This window comes from Variovorax sp. J31P207, from assembly GCF_030316965.1.
GTDB lineage: Bacteria > Pseudomonadota > Gammaproteobacteria > Burkholderiales > Burkholderiaceae_C > Variovorax > Variovorax ginsengisoli_B.
Genome location: NZ_JASZYN010000011.1, coordinates 166,725 through 182,644, shown reverse-complemented (window position 1 = coordinate 182,644; position 15,920 = coordinate 166,725). Strand labels below are relative to the sequence as shown.

General features: G+C 69.0%; 14 protein-coding genes. 7 read left to right on the top strand and 7 right to left on the bottom strand.

Going from position 1 to position 15,920, the window contains the following annotated elements; all coding sequences use genetic code 11:
• The first annotated feature begins 18 nt into the window (after positions 1 to 18).
• The 7 genes from hemC to QTI68_RS30250 all read left to right on the top strand — a co-directional run bounded on the left by hemC (position 19) and on the right by QTI68_RS30250 (position 8,226).
• On the top strand, positions 19 to 954 hold the full coding sequence (hemC, locus tag QTI68_RS30280) for a hydroxymethylbilane synthase (protein ID WP_286526893.1): 936 nt from the start codon (positions 19 to 21) through the stop codon (positions 952 to 954).
• 19 nt (positions 955 to 973) lie between these two features.
• A complete protein-coding gene (locus tag QTI68_RS30275; protein ID WP_286526892.1) occupies positions 974 to 1,732 on the top strand; it encodes a uroporphyrinogen-III synthase in 759 nt (252 codons plus the stop codon).
• Positions 1,729 to 2,808 carry a uroporphyrinogen-III C-methyltransferase gene (locus QTI68_RS30270; protein ID WP_286526891.1) on the top strand — a complete coding sequence of 360 codons (1,080 nt, stop codon included), beginning with the start codon at positions 1,729 to 1,731 and terminating at the stop codon, positions 2,806 to 2,808. Before QTI68_RS30275 ends, QTI68_RS30270 begins: the two co-directional genes overlap by 4 nt.
• A 15-nt stretch (positions 2,809 to 2,823) precedes the next feature.
• The gene (locus QTI68_RS30265) at positions 2,824 to 4,107 is read left to right on the top strand and encodes a heme biosynthesis protein HemY (protein ID WP_286526890.1); all 1,284 of its coding nucleotides are present in this window, start codon (positions 2,824 to 2,826) and stop codon (positions 4,105 to 4,107) included.
• A 246-nt stretch (positions 4,108 to 4,353) separates the two neighbouring features.
• The gene (locus QTI68_RS30260; RefSeq protein ID WP_286526889.1) at positions 4,354 to 5,520 is read left to right on the top strand and encodes a polysaccharide biosynthesis/export family protein; all 1,167 of its coding nucleotides are present in this window, start codon (positions 4,354 to 4,356) and stop codon (positions 5,518 to 5,520) included.
• Positions 5,521 to 5,536: 16 nt separating this feature from the next.
• Positions 5,537 to 5,977, top strand: a complete 441-nt coding sequence (locus QTI68_RS30255) for a low molecular weight protein-tyrosine-phosphatase (RefSeq protein WP_286526936.1) — start codon at positions 5,537 to 5,539, stop codon at positions 5,975 to 5,977.
• Positions 5,974 to 8,226 (top strand): polysaccharide biosynthesis tyrosine autokinase, encoded by a 2,253-nt coding sequence (locus QTI68_RS30250; protein ID WP_286526887.1) that lies wholly within the window; start codon positions 5,974 to 5,976, stop codon positions 8,224 to 8,226. The genes QTI68_RS30255 and QTI68_RS30250 overlap by 4 nt, the downstream gene beginning before the upstream one ends.
• A gap of 65 nt (positions 8,227 to 8,291) precedes the next feature.
• Here QTI68_RS30250 and QTI68_RS30245 read toward each other — a convergent pair whose 3' ends face one another.
• From QTI68_RS30245 to fcl, 7 genes are read right to left on the bottom strand one after another with little or no spacing between them, the layout of a single operon-like run.
• Entirely contained in the window at positions 8,292 to 9,548 is a 1,257-nt protein-coding gene (locus QTI68_RS30245) for a glycosyltransferase WbuB (RefSeq protein WP_286526886.1), read from the bottom strand.
• Positions 9,545 to 10,768 (bottom strand): glycosyltransferase, encoded by a 1,224-nt coding sequence (locus QTI68_RS30240; RefSeq protein ID WP_286526885.1) that lies wholly within the window; start codon positions 10,766 to 10,768, stop codon positions 9,545 to 9,547. Before QTI68_RS30240 ends, QTI68_RS30245 begins: the two co-directional genes overlap by 4 nt.
• Complete coding sequence (locus QTI68_RS30235; protein ID WP_286526884.1) at positions 10,765 to 12,108, bottom strand: O-antigen ligase family protein; 1,344 nt, start codon at positions 12,106 to 12,108, stop codon at positions 10,765 to 10,767. Before QTI68_RS30235 ends, QTI68_RS30240 begins: the two co-directional genes overlap by 4 nt.
• On the bottom strand, positions 12,105 to 13,286 hold the full coding sequence (locus tag QTI68_RS30230) for a glycosyltransferase family 4 protein (RefSeq protein ID WP_286526883.1): 1,182 nt from the start codon (positions 13,284 to 13,286) through the stop codon (positions 12,105 to 12,107). Before QTI68_RS30230 ends, QTI68_RS30235 begins: the two co-directional genes overlap by 4 nt.
• The gene (locus tag QTI68_RS30225) at positions 13,283 to 13,936 is read right to left on the bottom strand and encodes an acyltransferase (RefSeq protein ID WP_286526882.1); all 654 of its coding nucleotides are present in this window, start codon (positions 13,934 to 13,936) and stop codon (positions 13,283 to 13,285) included. Before QTI68_RS30225 ends, QTI68_RS30230 begins: the two co-directional genes overlap by 4 nt.
• Entirely contained in the window at positions 13,933 to 14,901 is a 969-nt protein-coding gene (locus QTI68_RS30220; protein ID WP_286526881.1) for a hypothetical protein, read from the bottom strand. Before QTI68_RS30220 ends, QTI68_RS30225 begins: the two co-directional genes overlap by 4 nt.
• A gap of 28 nt (positions 14,902 to 14,929) precedes the next feature.
• Positions 14,930 to 15,895, bottom strand: coding sequence for a GDP-L-fucose synthase (fcl, locus tag QTI68_RS30215; protein ID WP_286526880.1), 966 nt, complete (start codon positions 15,893 to 15,895; stop codon positions 14,930 to 14,932).
• Positions 15,896 to 15,920: the final 25 nt, after the last annotated feature.

Below are 15,920 nucleotides of genomic sequence, written 5' to 3'. Positions count from 1 at the left end.
ACGTTGCTGCGGCGCAACATGCTAGCATCCTCCGGTCTCTTTCTCATTTGGAAAACGGTCGTGAGCAACATCGTGATCGCCACGCGCGAAAGCCGCCTGGCCATGTGGCAGGCCGAACACGTCAAGGCGCTCCTGCAAGAACAGGGCCACACGGTCGAACTGCTGGGCATGACCACCCGCGGCGACCAGATCCTGGACCGCTCGCTCAGCAAGGTCGGCGGCAAGGGCCTGTTCGTCAAGGAACTCGAAACCGCGCTCGAAGACGGGCGTGCCGACATCGCGGTGCATTCGCTGAAGGACGTGCCGATGGACCTGCCCGAGGGCTTTGCGCTGGCCTGCGTGCTCGAGCGCGAAGACCCGCGCGATGCGCTGGTGTCGCCGCGCTACGCCTCGCTCGCCGAGCTGCCGCAGGGTGCGGTGGTCGGCACCTCCAGCCTGCGTCGCGTGGTGCTGCTGCGCGCGCTCAGGCCCGACCTGCGCATCGAGCCCCTGCGCGGCAATCTCGACACCCGGCTGCGCAAGCTCGACGAAGGCCAGTACGACGCCATCGTGCTGGCCGCCGCCGGGCTCAAGCGGCTGGCGCTGGAGAGCCGCATCCGCGAATGCTTCGAACCCGACACGATGCTGCCGGCGGCGGGGCAGGGTGCACTCGGCATCGAGGTCCGGGCCGCGCGGGCCGATCTGCTGGCGCTGCTGGCGCCCCTCGACAGCCGCCGCGACGGCCTCGCGACCGCCGCCGAGCGCGCCGTCAGCCGCACGATGGGCGGCAGTTGCTCGATGCCGCTGGCGGCCCACGCGCGCTGGCAGCCCGACGGCCGCCTGCGCATCGACGCCGCGCTGGGCGACCCCGAAGGCCTGACGCCGCTGGTGCGGGCCCAACTGGTGGCCGAGGCCGCCGATGCGGCCCAGGCCACGGCGCTGGGCGAGGCCGCGGCGCGTCTGCTGCAGGGATGAGGCCTCTTTCGGTTCGTCCATGCTGCTGATCACACGACCGGCCTCGGAAGCCGCGCGCTGGGTGGACGACCTGCGCGCCGCCGGCGTGGACGCCGTGGCGCTGCCCCTGATCGCGATCGCGCCGCTCGAAGACCCCGCGCCGCTACAGGCCGCCTGGCGGCGCCTGTCGGGCTACGACGCGCTGATGTTCGTCAGCGCCGCGGCGGCCGAGCACTTCTTTCGCGGCATCGACCTGCCGCTGCCGGCGCGCCTGCGCTTCTGGGCCACCGGTCCCGGCACCGTGCGCGGGCTGCATGCGGCCGGTGTGCCGCCGGCGGCGATCGACGCCCCGCCCGCCGATGCGGCGCAGTTCGATTCCGAGCACCTCTGGGCCCGCGTGGCGGACCAGGTTCGTCCGGGCGTCCGAATCCTCATCGTCCGCGGCGGCGATGCCGCGGGGCAGGCCACGGGACGTGACTGGCTGGCCCGCGAGATCCTGGCCCAGGGCGGCGCCTGCGATGCGGTGGCCGCCTACCGCCGCTTGCCGCCGCCCTTCGGCGAGGCCGAGCGCCGGTTGGCGGCGGAGGGCGCCAGCGGGGCCGCCGCCTGGCTCTTCAGCAGCTCGGAGGCGATCGCCAATCTTTGCCGCCTGATGCCGGATGCCGGCTGGCAGCAGGCCCGTGCGCTCGTCACGCACGAGCGCATCGCCGAGGCCGCGCGCGCCGCCGGTTTCGGCCGCGTGCAGGTCTCGCGTCCGTCGCTGTCGGCATTGGTCGCGTCGATAGAATCCCTGGCATGAGCGACGCGCCTGTCTTCAACGAGCCCTTGCCGGAACCCGCATCGCGCGCGCCGGTGCCGGCTGCGTTGCCGCTCGGCCATTCGGCCGCGGCGGCGCTGCTGTCGCGGCTCGCGTTCGGCCTTCTCGCCCTGGTCGCCGTGGTGGCCCTGCTGATGGCGCTCGCGCTGTGGCAGAAGGTCAGCGGCATGCAGGAACAACTGGCCCGCCAGAGCGCGGATGCCTTGTCGCAGTCGTTGGAGGCCCGCACCCTGGCGCGCCAGGCGCAGGAGGTCGTGCGCGACACGGCCGCCCGGCTGGCGCTGGCCGAGACCCGGGTCGGCGAAGTGGCGCTGCAACGCTCCCAGCTCGAGGAGCTGATGCAGAGCCTGTCGCGCTCGCGCGACGAGAACCTCGTGATCGACATCGAGGCGGCCGTGCGGCTGGCGCTGCAGCAGGCCCAGGTCACCGGCAACGTGCAGCCGCTGCTGGCCGCGCTCAAGGCTGGCGACACGCGCATCGCCAGGGCCGGGCAGCCGCGGCTGGCGCCGCTGCAGCGCGCCATGCAGCATGACGCCGACCGGTTGCGCAGCAGCGCCAGCGCCGACAACGGCGATGCGCTGCAGAAGCTCGACGAACTGATGCGCATGGTCGACGACCTGCCGGCGCTCAACGCCGTGGCGGCGCGCGGCGGCGGGCTCGACACCTTGCAGGTCGAGCCGCTGCCGGCCAATGCACCCTGGTGGCAGCGCTTCCTGATGATGGTGCGCACCGAGGCCCGCTCGCTGCTGCGGGTGGGGCGCATCGAGCGGCCCGAGGCGGTGCTGCTGACGCCCGAACAGACTTTCTTCCTGCGCGAGAACCTCAAGCTCAAGCTGCTCAACGCCCGGCTGGCGCTGCTGTCGCGGCAGGTCGATACCGCGCGCGGCGAGATGGCGACCGTCTCGGCGGCGATCAACCGCTACTTCGATCCGGCGTCGCGCCGGGTCCAGGCCGCGGCCACGCTGGTGCAGCAGGTGCAGGCGCAGATCCGCACCAGCGAGCCGCCACGGGTCGACGAGACCCTGGCCGCGCTCGCCACGGCGGCCGCAGGGCGCTAGGGCGGGCCCGAAGCCATGCGCGCCGCCCTCTGGTTCCTGGCCCTGTTCGGCATCGCCGCCGCGGTGGCGCTGTTCGCCGGCAACAACCAGGGCACGATCACGGTCTTCTGGCCGCCCTGGCGGGTCGACCTGTCGCTGAACCTGGTGCTGCTGCTGTTGTTCGCGGCCTTCGTGCTGCTGCATCTGGCGCTGCGCGGATTGGCCGCCCTGTTCTCGCTGCCCAAGCAGGCGCGCCAGTGGCGGCTGCAGCAAAAGGAGCGTGCGCTGCATGCGGCGCTGCTCGATGCCGCGGCGCAGTTGCTGGCCGGGCGCTTCTCCCGAGCCCGCAAGGCGGCCCAGGCGGCGCTGTCGCAGGAGCGTCGGCTGGCCGCGCTCGACGCCCGCCTGCCGCAGGCGCTGCAGGTCCGCGTGATCGCGCACCTGCTGGCGGCCGAGAGCGCGCAATCGCTGCAGGACCGTCCGGCACGCGATGCGCATCTGCAGCAGGCGCTCAACGAGAGCGCCGAGCGCGGCCCGCAGCTCTCGCCCGAAACGCGGGAAGGCGTGCAGCTGCGCGCGGCCCGCTGGGCGCTCGACGATCGCGACGCCCCGGCCGCCCTGGCGCGGCTCGGTGAGCTGCCGCAGGGTGCGCAGAGGCGCACGTTGGCACTGCGGCTGCGCCTGAAGGCCGCGCGTCAGGACCGGCGCACGCTGGAAGCCCTCGAGACCGCCCGGCTGCTGGCCAAGCACCGGGCCTTCTCGGAGGCGGCGGCGCAGAGCATCGTGCGCGGCCTCGCCACCGAGCTGCTGTCGGGCGCCCACGATCCGGCCCAGCTGCTGCGCGCCTGGAGCGAGTTCGAACCCTCGGAGCGAGAGATGCCCGAGGTCGCCATCCATGCGGCCCAGCGCATGGTGGCGCTGCGCGGTGACCTGACCTTGGCGCGGGCCTGGCTGCTGCCGGTCTGGGAGCGCATGGTCCAGCATCCGCAGGGCCTGGGCGAATCCTTGCGCGTGAAACTGGTCCGTGCGCTCGAAGCCGGCCTCGACTCGGTCGATGCCGACTGGCTGGCACGCATCGAATCCGCGCAGCGGAACAACCCGCGCGATGCCAACCTGCAGTACCTGGCCGGCATGGCCTGCATGAAGCGCCAGCTGTGGGGCAAGGCGCAACAGCTGCTCACACAGGCCGGATTGGCCCTGCAGGACACCTACCTACATCGCAGGGCATGGCAGGCGCTGGCGCAACTGGCCGAAGCGCGCGACGACGCCGACCAGGCATCGGCCGCCTGGAAACGTGCGGCCCAAACGGAGAGTCCCTGAGCAGGGCCTGCGGCAGCTGGTGATGCTGCTATTGAATCAATAGCATGCAGGGCCCGATCCTGGGGCATCGCAAGATCGCACCCGCTTCGAAAACGCCCGGGATCGTGCTATTTGGGCATCGTGTAGGACAATTTCTCTGCCTTAAGCTCTAAGCCGACGAAGGGTTTGAAACCCGCACCCATACTGATGTACAGTCGTAACTGTTTGCAAAAGTATTCATTCCAGGGTCACGATGCGGAGCTGCACTTGAAGCATTTCTTACTACATGTCGCGCTGCTGGCTTCGGTGGGCTTGCTGGTTCAAGGCTGTGCGCCGCTGGCGCCGGGCTTCAGTTCAGCGAGCAATGATGCCGCGTCGGCCGTTTCGCCTTCGGGCTTTTCCACGGCCGACATCGATCCGCCGCCGGCTGGTGCCTTGACCGAAATCACCCCCGAACTGATCCGGGCTCAACGTGCTGCCATCAAGGCAACGACGCTCGGTCCCGACGTCATGAAGCTGGTCGGCGAGACCGGCCCGTATCGGATCGGGCCCGGCGACGTGCTGGGTATCGCGGTCCTGGACCATCCCGAGATTTCCTACAGTTCGGGCGCCCCGCCCTCTGGCGGGGGCGACGGCGCCAGCGTGGCGGCTGCGCCCGGCTACATCGTTTCGGCCACGGGCCAGTTGAGCTTTCCGTACATCGGTTCGCTGGTGGTCTCGGGCATGACCATCGAGGAGGCGGAGGCCGCCCTCGTCAAGCGCCTGTCGCGCGTCTACCGGGACCCGCAGCTGAGCGTGCGCGTCAACGCCTTCCGCAGCAAGCGCGCCTATATGGACGGTGAGATCCGGACACCGGGCCTGATGCTGTTCAGCGACATCCCGATGACGCTCGCGGAGGCGCTCAATCGCGCCGGCGGCGTGTCTCCCGCCGGCGACCGTTCCGCCGTCATGCTCACGCGCGACGGCAAGATGACGCAGCTCAATCTGCTGGCGATGGCGGATGCCGGCATCGACCCCAGCCGCATTCCCCTGAAGCCGGGCGACATGCTGTACGTGCGCAGCCGCGAAGAAAGCAAGGTCGTGGTGATGGGCGAGGTGACGAGTCAAATGGGCGTCCTCATGCGCAATGGCCGGCTCAGCCTGAGCGATGCCTTGATCGAGGCCGGCGGCGTCAACCTGACCACGGCCAATCCGCTGCAGATCTATGTGATCCGCAACGAAGCCAAGGGCGGCCAGTCGATCTTCCACCTCAACGCGCGCACGCCGACGGCCATCGCCATGGCCGATGGTTTCGACCTCCGGCCGAAGGACGTGGTCTATGTCGATCCGGTGCCGCTGGTGCAGTGGAACCGGGTGCTGAACCTGATCCTGCCGTCGACCTCGTACGGGTATTCGTATCTCTATCGCGGCAGCTCCAACTCCGGCAGTCGATAGCGGACCGATCGTGACCATCCGGAACATCCTCGTCGTGTGCATCGGGAACATCTGCCGCAGTCCGATGGCCGAGGGCCTGCTCGCCGCGGCGCTGCCCGACGCGCAGGTCGCGTCCGCGGGGCTGGCCGCCATGGTGGGGGAGCCGGCGGACGAGATCGCGCGCGACCTGATGCGCCAGCGCGGCATCTCCATCGAATCGCATCGCGCGAAGCAGATCGGCCTCGATGCCTGCCAGCGCGCCGACCTGATCCTGGTCATGGACGGCAAGCAGCGCCGGTCGGTCGAGGAGCGCTATCTGTTTGCCGCCGGCAAGGTATTTCGCCTGTGTGAGTTCAGCGATCAGGACGTGTCGGACCCGTATGGTGCCGGTCGCGCCTCTTTCGAGCGTGCGCTGACGCTCATCGAAGACGGCACCCAGCAATGGGTCCAACGCATTTCAAGAGTATCCAGTCGATGAATTCCACACTCACCCCCAAATCCAATCCCAGTTCGTTCGATGCGGCGGAGGAGCAGGATTTCAACATCGGGCACTACATCGAAGTGCTGGTGGCGAACAAGTGGCTCATCGCCTTCATCACGCTGGTCGTCTTCCTGGGCGGCGTGGTGTATGCGCTCCTCGAGCGGCCGATCTACGAGTCCACCCTGGTGATCCAGGTGGAAGATCCCGAAGGCAGCAAGGGCATCTTGAGCGAAGCCGGCGGCGCGCTGTTCGACGTCAAGACGCCGGGCTCTGCCGAAATGGAGATCATCCGGTCGCGCATGATCGCCGGCAAGGCGGTCGAGGCGATCAAGCTCTACATCGTGGCCAGTCCCCGCTACGTTCCCTATGTCGGCGGCTGGCTGGCGCGGCGATCGACGGGGCTCTCCGACCCTGGATTCCTCGGCTTCGGCGGCTATGTGTCGGGGCGGGAACTGATCGAGGCGTCGCAGTTCGATGTTCCGAAATCGCTGGAGGGTTCGCTCTTCACGGTGACCGCCCAGGAAGGCGGCCAGTACACGCTGGCCTCCCCGATGTTGTCCAAGCCCTTGAGCGGGACGGTCGGCGCGCCGCTGAAGGCGCAGACGGCGGCCGGGCCGATCGAGCTCACGATCAGCCGGCTGGCCGGCAAGCCGGGCGCCGAGTTCAACCTGCAGCGCCTCGGCACGCTGCCGACCGCGCTGGGGCTGCAGGGCGGGCTCGGGCTGAGCGAACGCGGCAAGTCCTCGGGCATCATCAACGTGACGCTGCAGGACAGCAATCCCGACCGGGCGGCACAGATCCTGAATGCCGTGGGTGAGCAGTACGTGCTGCAGAACGTCGAGCGCAAGGCGGCAGAAGCGCGCAAGACGCTCGCCTTCCTGGATGTCCAGCTGCCCCAGTACAAGCGCCAGATGGAAGCGGCCGAAGAAACCTACAACCGCTTCCGCAACCAGAAGGGGATGGTCTCCTTCACCGAGGAGGCGTCGTCGGTCCTTGCCCAGGCGGTCGACCGCCAGAGCAAACTGCTGGACGCCGAGCAGCGTCGGCGGGAACTCGAAGCGCGCTTCACCGCCAATCACCCGCTGGTGCAGACGCTGGATGGCCAGATTGCGGCGCTGCGCTCGGACATCGCCAACGTCCAGATCCGCATCAAGGGGCTGCCTGCCCTCCAACAGGAAGCGGTGCGCATGGAGCGCGACGTCAAGGTGAACACCGAGCTCTACCAATCCCTGCTCAACAACGCCATGCAGCTGCGGCTGGTCAAGGAGGGCAAGGTGGGCAACGTGCGGGTGCTCGACGAGGCGATCCCGCCGTCGTACCCGATCAAGCCGAACCGCAAGGTCATCGTCGCCTCGGCGCTTGCACTGGGCCTGTTCCTCGGCATCTGCGCCGCCTTCCTGCGAAACGCCTTCATCGAGCAGCGCCTGCGGGATCCGCACGAGGTCGAGGCCGACATCGGCCTGCCCGTGTTCTCGACCATTCCCTTGAGCCCGGCGCAGGAGGCGATCGCGGCGCGGCGCCTGAGCGGCGCGACCGGGGTGCGCCTGCTGACGATCGAGAAGGCCGACGATCCGGCCGTCGAAAGCCTGCGCAGCCTGCGAACCGCCATGCAGTTCGCGATGCTCGAATCCCCCAACAACCGGGTGCTCATCACCGGACCGACACCGGGGGTGGGCAAGAGCTTCGTCGCCGCCAATTTCGCTGCGCTGATGGCCGCGGCCGGCCGCCGCACGCTGTTGATCGACGCCGACCTGCGGCGCGGCCACACGCATCAGTACTTCGGCCTGCAGCGCCATGGAGGCTTGTCCGAGCTGATCGCCGGCAGCTTGACGATTCAGCAGACCGTGCACCGCCAGGTGGTGCCCAGCCTGGACTTCCTGGCGACCGGCCAGTTGCCGCCGAACCCCGCCGAGCTGCTGGTCTCGGACTCGTTCAAGTCGACCCTCGAACGCCTCTCCGAGCAGTACGACCTGGTGGTCATCGACGCGCCGCCGGTGCTGGTCGCCGCCGACACCAGCACGGTGGCGACGCACGTGGGCACCGTGCTGCTGGTGGCGCGCGCCAACCTGTCGACGATGGGCGAGCTGAAGGAGAGCACCCGACGCCTGGCCATGGGCGGCAAGGCGGCGACGGGCGTGCTGCTCAACGGCATGAACGTCAATCGCAGGACCTACGCCGCCTACAAGTACGGCCGCTACCGCTACACCAGCTACAACTACGAGAGCATCCTGCCCGAAGAGCAGTAGCTCGCCCCCTGACCGGGGGGCGACACCAGCGGCCCGGCAAAGCCGGTTCCGCGGTGTTTCACCAGCTAGAGCCGGGCTTCGCCGGCTCTTCTCGTTGTGGGGATGCCGATGCAGGCTTCGAGGTCCTTCTCGAAGCGGGCGAGCACGGCGTCGCGGTCGAAGTTGGCTTCGGCGAAGGCGCGGGCGCGCAGGCTCAGCTCGCGGCGCAGATCGGGCTGGGAGGCCAGCGTCAGCACCGCATCCGCGAAGGCGCGGACGTCGTCCGGGGCCACGGCGATGCCGCATTGCGAAGCGACCCGGCCGAGTTCGGTTTCGGGCCTCGCGCCGGCGACCACCGGGCGGCCGCTGCTGAGCATGCCGGTGAGCTTGGACGGCATCACGAGGTCGGCGGCGTCCGCGCGCTGCGGCAGCAGATGGATGTCGGCAAGGCCGAGCAGGTCGCCCAGGCGCTCGACCGGCTGCAGGTCGAGGAAGCGCACGTTCGCGAGCTTCTCGCAGCGCTGCATCAGGCCGGCGCGGCCGGCGCCGTTGCCGCAGAACACGAACTCGAGACCAGGCCGCCCCTGCAGCAGCTGCGCCATCTCGGCCAGCAGCTCGAGGCCCTGCTTGGCGCCCATGTTGCCCGAATAGAGCGCCACCACGGCATCGTGCGCGATGCCCAGTTCGGCGCGATAGGGGCTGGCCGCCCGCAGTGGCTGCACCGCCGACACGTCGGCCCAGTTCGGCAGCGAGACCAGCCGCTCGGCTTCGGTGCCCTTGCTGCTGGCGCGCTCCATCATGTGCGACGAGAGGGTCGAGATGCGGTCGAAGCGCCGCATCAGGCCGCGCTCCGTCGCGGCCACGATCGAACGCACGCGGTCGCCCTTGAGCAGGCCGAGCTCGAAGGCCGCGTCGACCTCGTAGTCCTGGATGTGCAGCCACGCCTTCGCCGAGCGCAGCCGGGCGAAGGCCAGCGCCGCCGGCGAGCAGAACAGCGGCGGCTCGGTCACCCACACGACGTCGGGTTTCCAGCGCCATTGGGCAAGCAGCGCGGGCAGGCTCGACAGCGCAAAGCTCGCCAGGTGGACCAGCCGCTTCAACCCGGTCACCTTGCGCGGCACCCACAGCGGCGTGCGAAAGACGGTGGCGCCGTGCCAGTCCTCGCGGGCGTAGCGCGATCCGCTGTAGCCCGGCCGGACCGACCAATCCGGGTAATAGGGCGGAGCCGTCACGACGCGGACCTCGTGCCCCCTGGCTGCGAGCCAGGCCACCATCTCGCCTGTGTATTTGCCGATCCCGGTCAGTTCGGGTGCGAAGTTGATTCCGTAGACGAGAAGTTTCATTGACCCTCGGGCAGCATGGCGGCCTTGGCAGGGCGCGGATCGGGCGGCGGCGCAGCGCTGCCCGACCCCGGCGCTCGTTCACTCACGATCCGGACCAGCCCTTGCGCCACCTGCTCGACCTGGAAGCGATCGCGGAACGACTGCCGGGCCGCGAGCCGCATGGCCGCGGCCTCGGCCGGCGTCAGCGCCAGCCAGCGCTGCAGCGTGTCGACCGTGCCGGCCAATGTGTCCGGGGCCACCAGGCCGGCGCCGTCCTGCACGATCTCGCGCCAGATGTTCACCTTGTCGCTGATCAGGACGGGCTTGCCGCAGGCCAGCGCCTCGACCACGGCGATGCCGAAGTTCTCCTGGTGCGAGGGCAGGCAGAATGCGTCCGCCGAATGGAAAGCGCCCCACTTGAGGTCGCCCTGCAGCATGCCGGTCCAGGTGATCCGCCCTGTCACGCCGAGTTCGGCGGCGCGATTCTGAAGTTGCGCCACCAGGCGCTCGTCGCCTGGCCCGGCCATCACAAGTCGGAGATCCGGCGAATCGGCCGCGACACGGGCGAATGCGTCGACCAGCAGGTCGCCGCCCTTCTTTTCGTGGATGCGCCCGAGATACAGCAGCGAGCGCTTGCCCCGAAGCTCGGGAAAGCGGGCCAGGAAGGCCTCGCTCAGGCCGGCGGCATCCGAAGGCGGCTCGGAGGTGCCGTACGAGCCGACCACTTCCCGGGCGCGGTAGAGCCAGAAGGACTGGCGGGCGAGCAGGCGTTCTTCCTCGCAGGTGAAGATCACTGCCGCCGCATCTCGCAGCACGCGGTACTCCGCCCAGGGCCAGTACAACCACTTTTTCAGGTGCTTGAGCGGATAGCGTCGCTTGAACCACGGATCGAGCATGCCGTGGGTGTAGACGAAATAGGGCGTGGGCGCCGAACGCAAGGCCCGCCAGGCCGCGAAGCTGGCGTATTGCCAAAGGCCGTTGACGATCACCGCGTCGTAGCGGCCCGCGTGCGCGCGCAGCCACGCGACCGCATCGGGGTTGTACTGGTAGGCGCCGCGCGAGGGGCCCAGCGGGTGGAGCGGCGCCGGGCACTCGCGAACCCAGGGTGCCGATGGATCGTCGAGCGACACCAGCTCGCTCTCGTGGCCGAGCGCCACCAGCGCCTCATGGATGCGCAGAACGCCCTCGATCGCTCCGCCGGCGCGAGGATCGACCTTGGGAATCAAATGGAGGAATTTCACGCGGATGGACGGCGAGGAGCAAAGAACTCGACCGTCGGATGCCGGAACACGAGCAGGCCGAAAGCCAGCATGAGTCCCAGCAGGCCGTGGGCCGTCAGCTGGCCGATGGCCGACCAGGTCAACAGCGCGAGCGTGACGACCGCCCACAGCAGGATCGGGTAGGTCGAGTGCAGGCGCTTCGACAGTCGCCAGGCCTTGCGGACACCCATGACGATGACGCCCACCTTGAAGACGGTGAACACGTAGCCGATCAGGCCGCCCTCGAGCAGGATCCGGCTGGCCTCGACTTCGGCCAGCGCGAAGGCGCCGGTGCTGCCGGTGCGCACATAGTTGGCCAGGTTGGAGCCCAGTCCGATGCCGTAGCCGATCCAGGAGAAGTTGTCGAATGCCACGGATTGGCCGATGAAGATGGTGAAAATGCGGCCCCAGAACGTCTCGACCTCGGCCGCCTCCTGGAACCGTTGCTCGGTGATGGCGATCGCACCGCGGAAGGCGTAGAGCAGAACGGCGAGCAGCAGGATCCCGGCAATGACGCCCACGATCGCCCCGGTCCTGGACTTGCTCCGCGCCAGCAAGAGCCGGCCGATGAAGTAGGCGACGACCACCAGGCCGGACAGGATGACGGCGGCGCGCGAGCCGCTCACCATGCTCGAGACCACGAAGGCGGCGAACAGCGCCGCCGCGAACAGCGTCTGGCGCCCGGGCCGCTTGCGCGACCCGACCACCGCGAACACCAGCGGCGCCATCAGCGCCAGGTAGGTCGTGAAGCCGGCCGTGAAGCTGAAGGTGCCGGTGGTCCGCACGACGTCGGCGATCACCAGGAAGATGTCGGACTCATCGCCGTCGATCTGATTGTTGATGCGTGCGCCCGGAGGAGAGAAATGCTGCAGCACGGCCAGCGGGGCCATTAGCAGCAAGCTCCAGGCCGCGACCCTCAACGCAGCCCGGTAGTCGGCTTCGTTCATCGTGGCGGCGGCGGCCACCCCGAACCAGATGTACAGCAGCCAGAAGCGCAGCCCGATCAGCAGCACTGTGGGCGAACTCTCGCCGACGACGAGCTGCAGCAAGCCCCAGGCGATGACCAGGCAGGACCATGCGAGCAGTGCCTGGGTGATGCCCTTTTGCCGCCGCATGGCGCCGTTGCGCAGGGCATAGCCGATCACGTAGATTGCCAACAGGTCGCGCACCAGCAACAGCGGCAAGGTGGCCGACGAGGCCACCCATTTGCGCACCGCGCCCTCCAGCACGACGATCAGGAACACCGCGATGAAGGCCTTGCCCGCACGGGTCATCGACGCCGGCCGCGCCGCTGCGTACGAGAAGGAGGCGGTCGTACTCATTGAACAAATTCCTCGAACAACTCTCCGGCCCGCCGTCGATAGCTGGCCCACGAAAAGGCATCGCCGGACTGGCGCGCCATGGACCGGGCCGCATGCAACTGCTCGGGCCTTTGCGCCAGTTGCCGCAACTGTGCGTGCAACGATTCCACCCCCGGCTCGACGATCCAGCCACTGCCCGGAAAGGCCTCGATCATCGCCTTGGCGCCAGTGTTCGTCGAGACCACGGCGGGTGTGCCGCATGCCATCGCCTCGGCGACCACCATGCCGAACGAATCGAAGCGCGAGGGCAGCAGCAGGCAGTCGGCGCGCGCGAGAATCGAGAACAGCTCGCCCTGCGGCACGTTCGGCGTATGGCGGGCATGGGGCGTGGCCAGCACCGCGCGCAGCAACTCGGCGTCGGCGACGCCGCCGACGAACTCCAGGTCGTAGGCGATGCCTTCGGCATGCAGCCGCCGGAAGGCGGCGACGATGCTGTCGATCGACTTGAGCCGGCTCAGCGCGCCGGCGAAGACGAAGCGCGGCGGGCCGTCATGGGCCTGCCAGCCGGGCAGGCCGGGCGGTCGCTCGGCGCCGAGCATCATGGGCCGGACCTTGTCGGCCGGCACGCCATTCGCGGTGTAGCTCTCCGCGGCCAGTGGCGAGCAGGTCAGGATCAGGTCGGCCAACCGGATCTCCTCGTCCTTGCGGCGATTGATCTCGGGCGTATAGGGGGTCGCCGGCGTGCCCAGCAGCCGGGCCGCGGTCTGGTGGTGGAAGGCGGCCGCATCCAGCACGCAGCGCGCGCCGATCGCCTTGGCCGCCTGGAAGGTGTGGAAGGCCGCGTTTTCGTAGGCGACGACGACCTTGGGCCTGAATTGCCGGATCTGCCGCGCGGCCCAGTGGTCGAACCAGTGGAACACGCGGTGGACCATGTCGGAGCCCGGGATGCCGAGGTTCACCTGGTTCGACATCCGCAGGGCCAGCTGGAAGCGCGCCGGATGGCGCCGCAGCGCCCGCGGGATGTCGACGGTTCGGACCTTCGAGCGGTAGCCGGCGGGCAGCCACCATGGCAGCGTTTCGCCTTCGGCCACCACCGGCACGCCGGACCAGAACGACTGCAGCAGCGAACGCTCGTACAGCGCCAGGGCGAGCTGGTGCGAATGCTGCAACCCGGGATGGGTGACCAGGACCGGGGTCATGGCCGCGGCTCGACGCCGTGCACGGGCGAATTCGCCGGACCGGCGGGATCGGCACGGCGTCCGATCCAGGCCTCGAAAGGGGGGAGCAGGGCGACCGGGTCGTAGCAGAGGTCGGCGGGGCGTGCGTTCAGGCGGATGACCGCCGGATTGCCGGTGGCGACCGCCAGCGGCGGCACGTCCCTGGCGACCACCGCGCCCGCGCCCACCACCGCACCGTAGCCGATCGTGACGCCCGGGAGGATGGTTGCGCCGACGGCGATCCAGGCGTAGTCGTCGATGCGCACCGGTTTTTTGAAAGATCGCCAGCCCGGATCCCCGACATGATGGCTGGCCGTGAGGATCGTGACCCGGTCGTTGATGACGACGCGCGATCCGATGCGGACCTGGTCGAGGGCGACGATTTCCGTCGAGCCCGAGATGAAGCAGTGCTCGCCGACGCTCAGATGGGAGGCCGGCCCCTTGAGCGCGAAGCGGTCGAGGATCGACAGCGCGCCCACCTGGACCCCGCGGGCGCGGAAGCTGCGCCGCGCCATGACGATCTTGAGCAGCGCCACGGAATGCAGGGCCCGCTTGGCCCAGACGATGCACCAGCGCCGCGATCCGACCGCGGGGCGTTCCCGCAAGCGCCACAAATAGCTGATATCGCTCATCGCCTGGCCTCGCTGCTCATCGCCCTGAGGGCGGCGACATGGGCATCGACGCAATGCGGCTCGTACCATTGGCGCGCCTGGCGGCCGACGGTGCGTGCGTCGACGTTTTCGAGCGCGGCGAAGCCGGGCAGGTAGTTGAGGTTGGCGACCAGCCCGTCGTGCGGCCGGTAGTCGTCCCAGAGCAGGATCGGGCACAGGCCGTGGGCGCTGTAGGCGGCCAGCACGCCGCTCTTCGAGGCGTAGTCCAGGGGATACGAAAGGGCGCCATAGCTGGCGCCGGAGAGGGCTTGGCTGACCGCCTGCGCCGACAGCTTGCCGTGCAAGACGGCCTTCTCCTGGACCAGGCGCTGCGCCAGTTGGGCATCCTGCAGCGGCGGACCGATGTCGTGAATGACCAGGCCCCTGCGGCGGGCGCAGTCGAACACTTCGCCACCGGCCCATTGATAGACGTTGGCGCGCACGCCGGGACCGCCGAAGACGACCAGGTGCGGCGCCCTGTCGGCGTCGATCGATGCCGGCTCGCCCACGTTCGAAAACACGGGCAGCACCCGATGCGGTGCGGCGTCGCGCCGCGCCAGCAGCCAGCGGCCGGACTCCTCCCGGTTGGTCAGCCAGAAATCCGAGAGATCGAGCAGTTCGCGGGCAATCCGCTTCTGCCAGGCGCCGAGCCAGAAGGCGGAACCCCAGGGCGGACTGGAGGCGTACAGCTCGTGGAACACCACGCCGAAGGCCTGGAAGCGGCCGCGCAGGCGGCGCACCTGCTCGACCAGCCAGAGCGGCACGCCGCGCTTGTGGTAGCCGTAGCCGCTGAAATGCAGCAGCAGGCAGTCGCCCGAAAGCGACGAGATATCGGTCGTGCGGGTCATCTCGAACGGCGGAGCCTGCAGCGACTGGCCGATCACGCTCGCATAGTCCCGCACGCCGCCGGAGCCCGGCGGAACGAGGGATAGAAAGGAGGCGCCCATGGTGGGAATGCAGCCGCTACGGGCCGCCTCAGGCGACCAGTGCTTCGCTGCAGAAATCTTCGTAGGCGTGCTCGATGCCCGCGCGCAATGCCACCTCGGGCGTCCAACCGAGCCCGCGGATGCGGGCGACGTCCAGCAGCTTGCGCGGCGCGCCGTCGGGCTTGCTGGTGTCGTAGTGGATGCGGCCCTGGTAGCCCACCACCTCGCTCACCAGCTGCGCGAGTTCGGCGATCGACAAGTCTTCGCCGGTGCCGACGTTGAGGTGGCTGGCCATCACTTCGGTGTGGGCGGCATAGGTTTCGCGCGGCAGGTCCATCACGTGCACGCAGGCGCGCGCCATGTCGTCGACGTGGAGGAACTCCCGCTTCGGCGAGCCGGTACCCCAGATCACGACGCTCGGCGCGCCGTGGGTCTTCGCTTCGTGGAAGCGCCGGATCATCGCCGGCAGCACATGGCTGTTCTCCGGGTGGTAGTTGTCGCCCGGCCCGTAGAGATTGGTCGGCATCACGCTGCGGAAGTCGCAGCCGTACTGGCGGTTGTAGCTTTCGCAGAGCTTGATGCCGGCGATCTTGGCGACCGCATAGGGCTCATTGGTCGGTTCGAGCTTGCCGGTCAGCAGCGCGTCTTCCGACATCGGCTGCTGCGCGAGCCGCGGGTAGATGCAGCTGGAGCCGAGGAACAGCAGCCTGGCGACGCCGCTGCGCCACGATTCGTGGACCAGGTTGGCTTCGACCATCAGGTTCGAATAGATGAACTCGGCCGGATAGCTGTTGTTGGCGTGGATGCCGCCGACCTTCGCGGCCGCGACATAGACCTCCTCGGGGCGCTCTTCGGCGAAGAAGGCGCGCACCTGCGCCTGCTCGGTGAGGTCGAGCTCGTCGCGGCTGCGGGTGATGATCCGGGTGTAGCCCCGCGCTTCAAGGCATCGCACGATGGCGCTGCCGACCATGCCGCGATGTCCAGCGACGAAAATCCGCTTGTTCAACTCGTTCATTGAAATCTCGCCAGGGCGCTGTTGG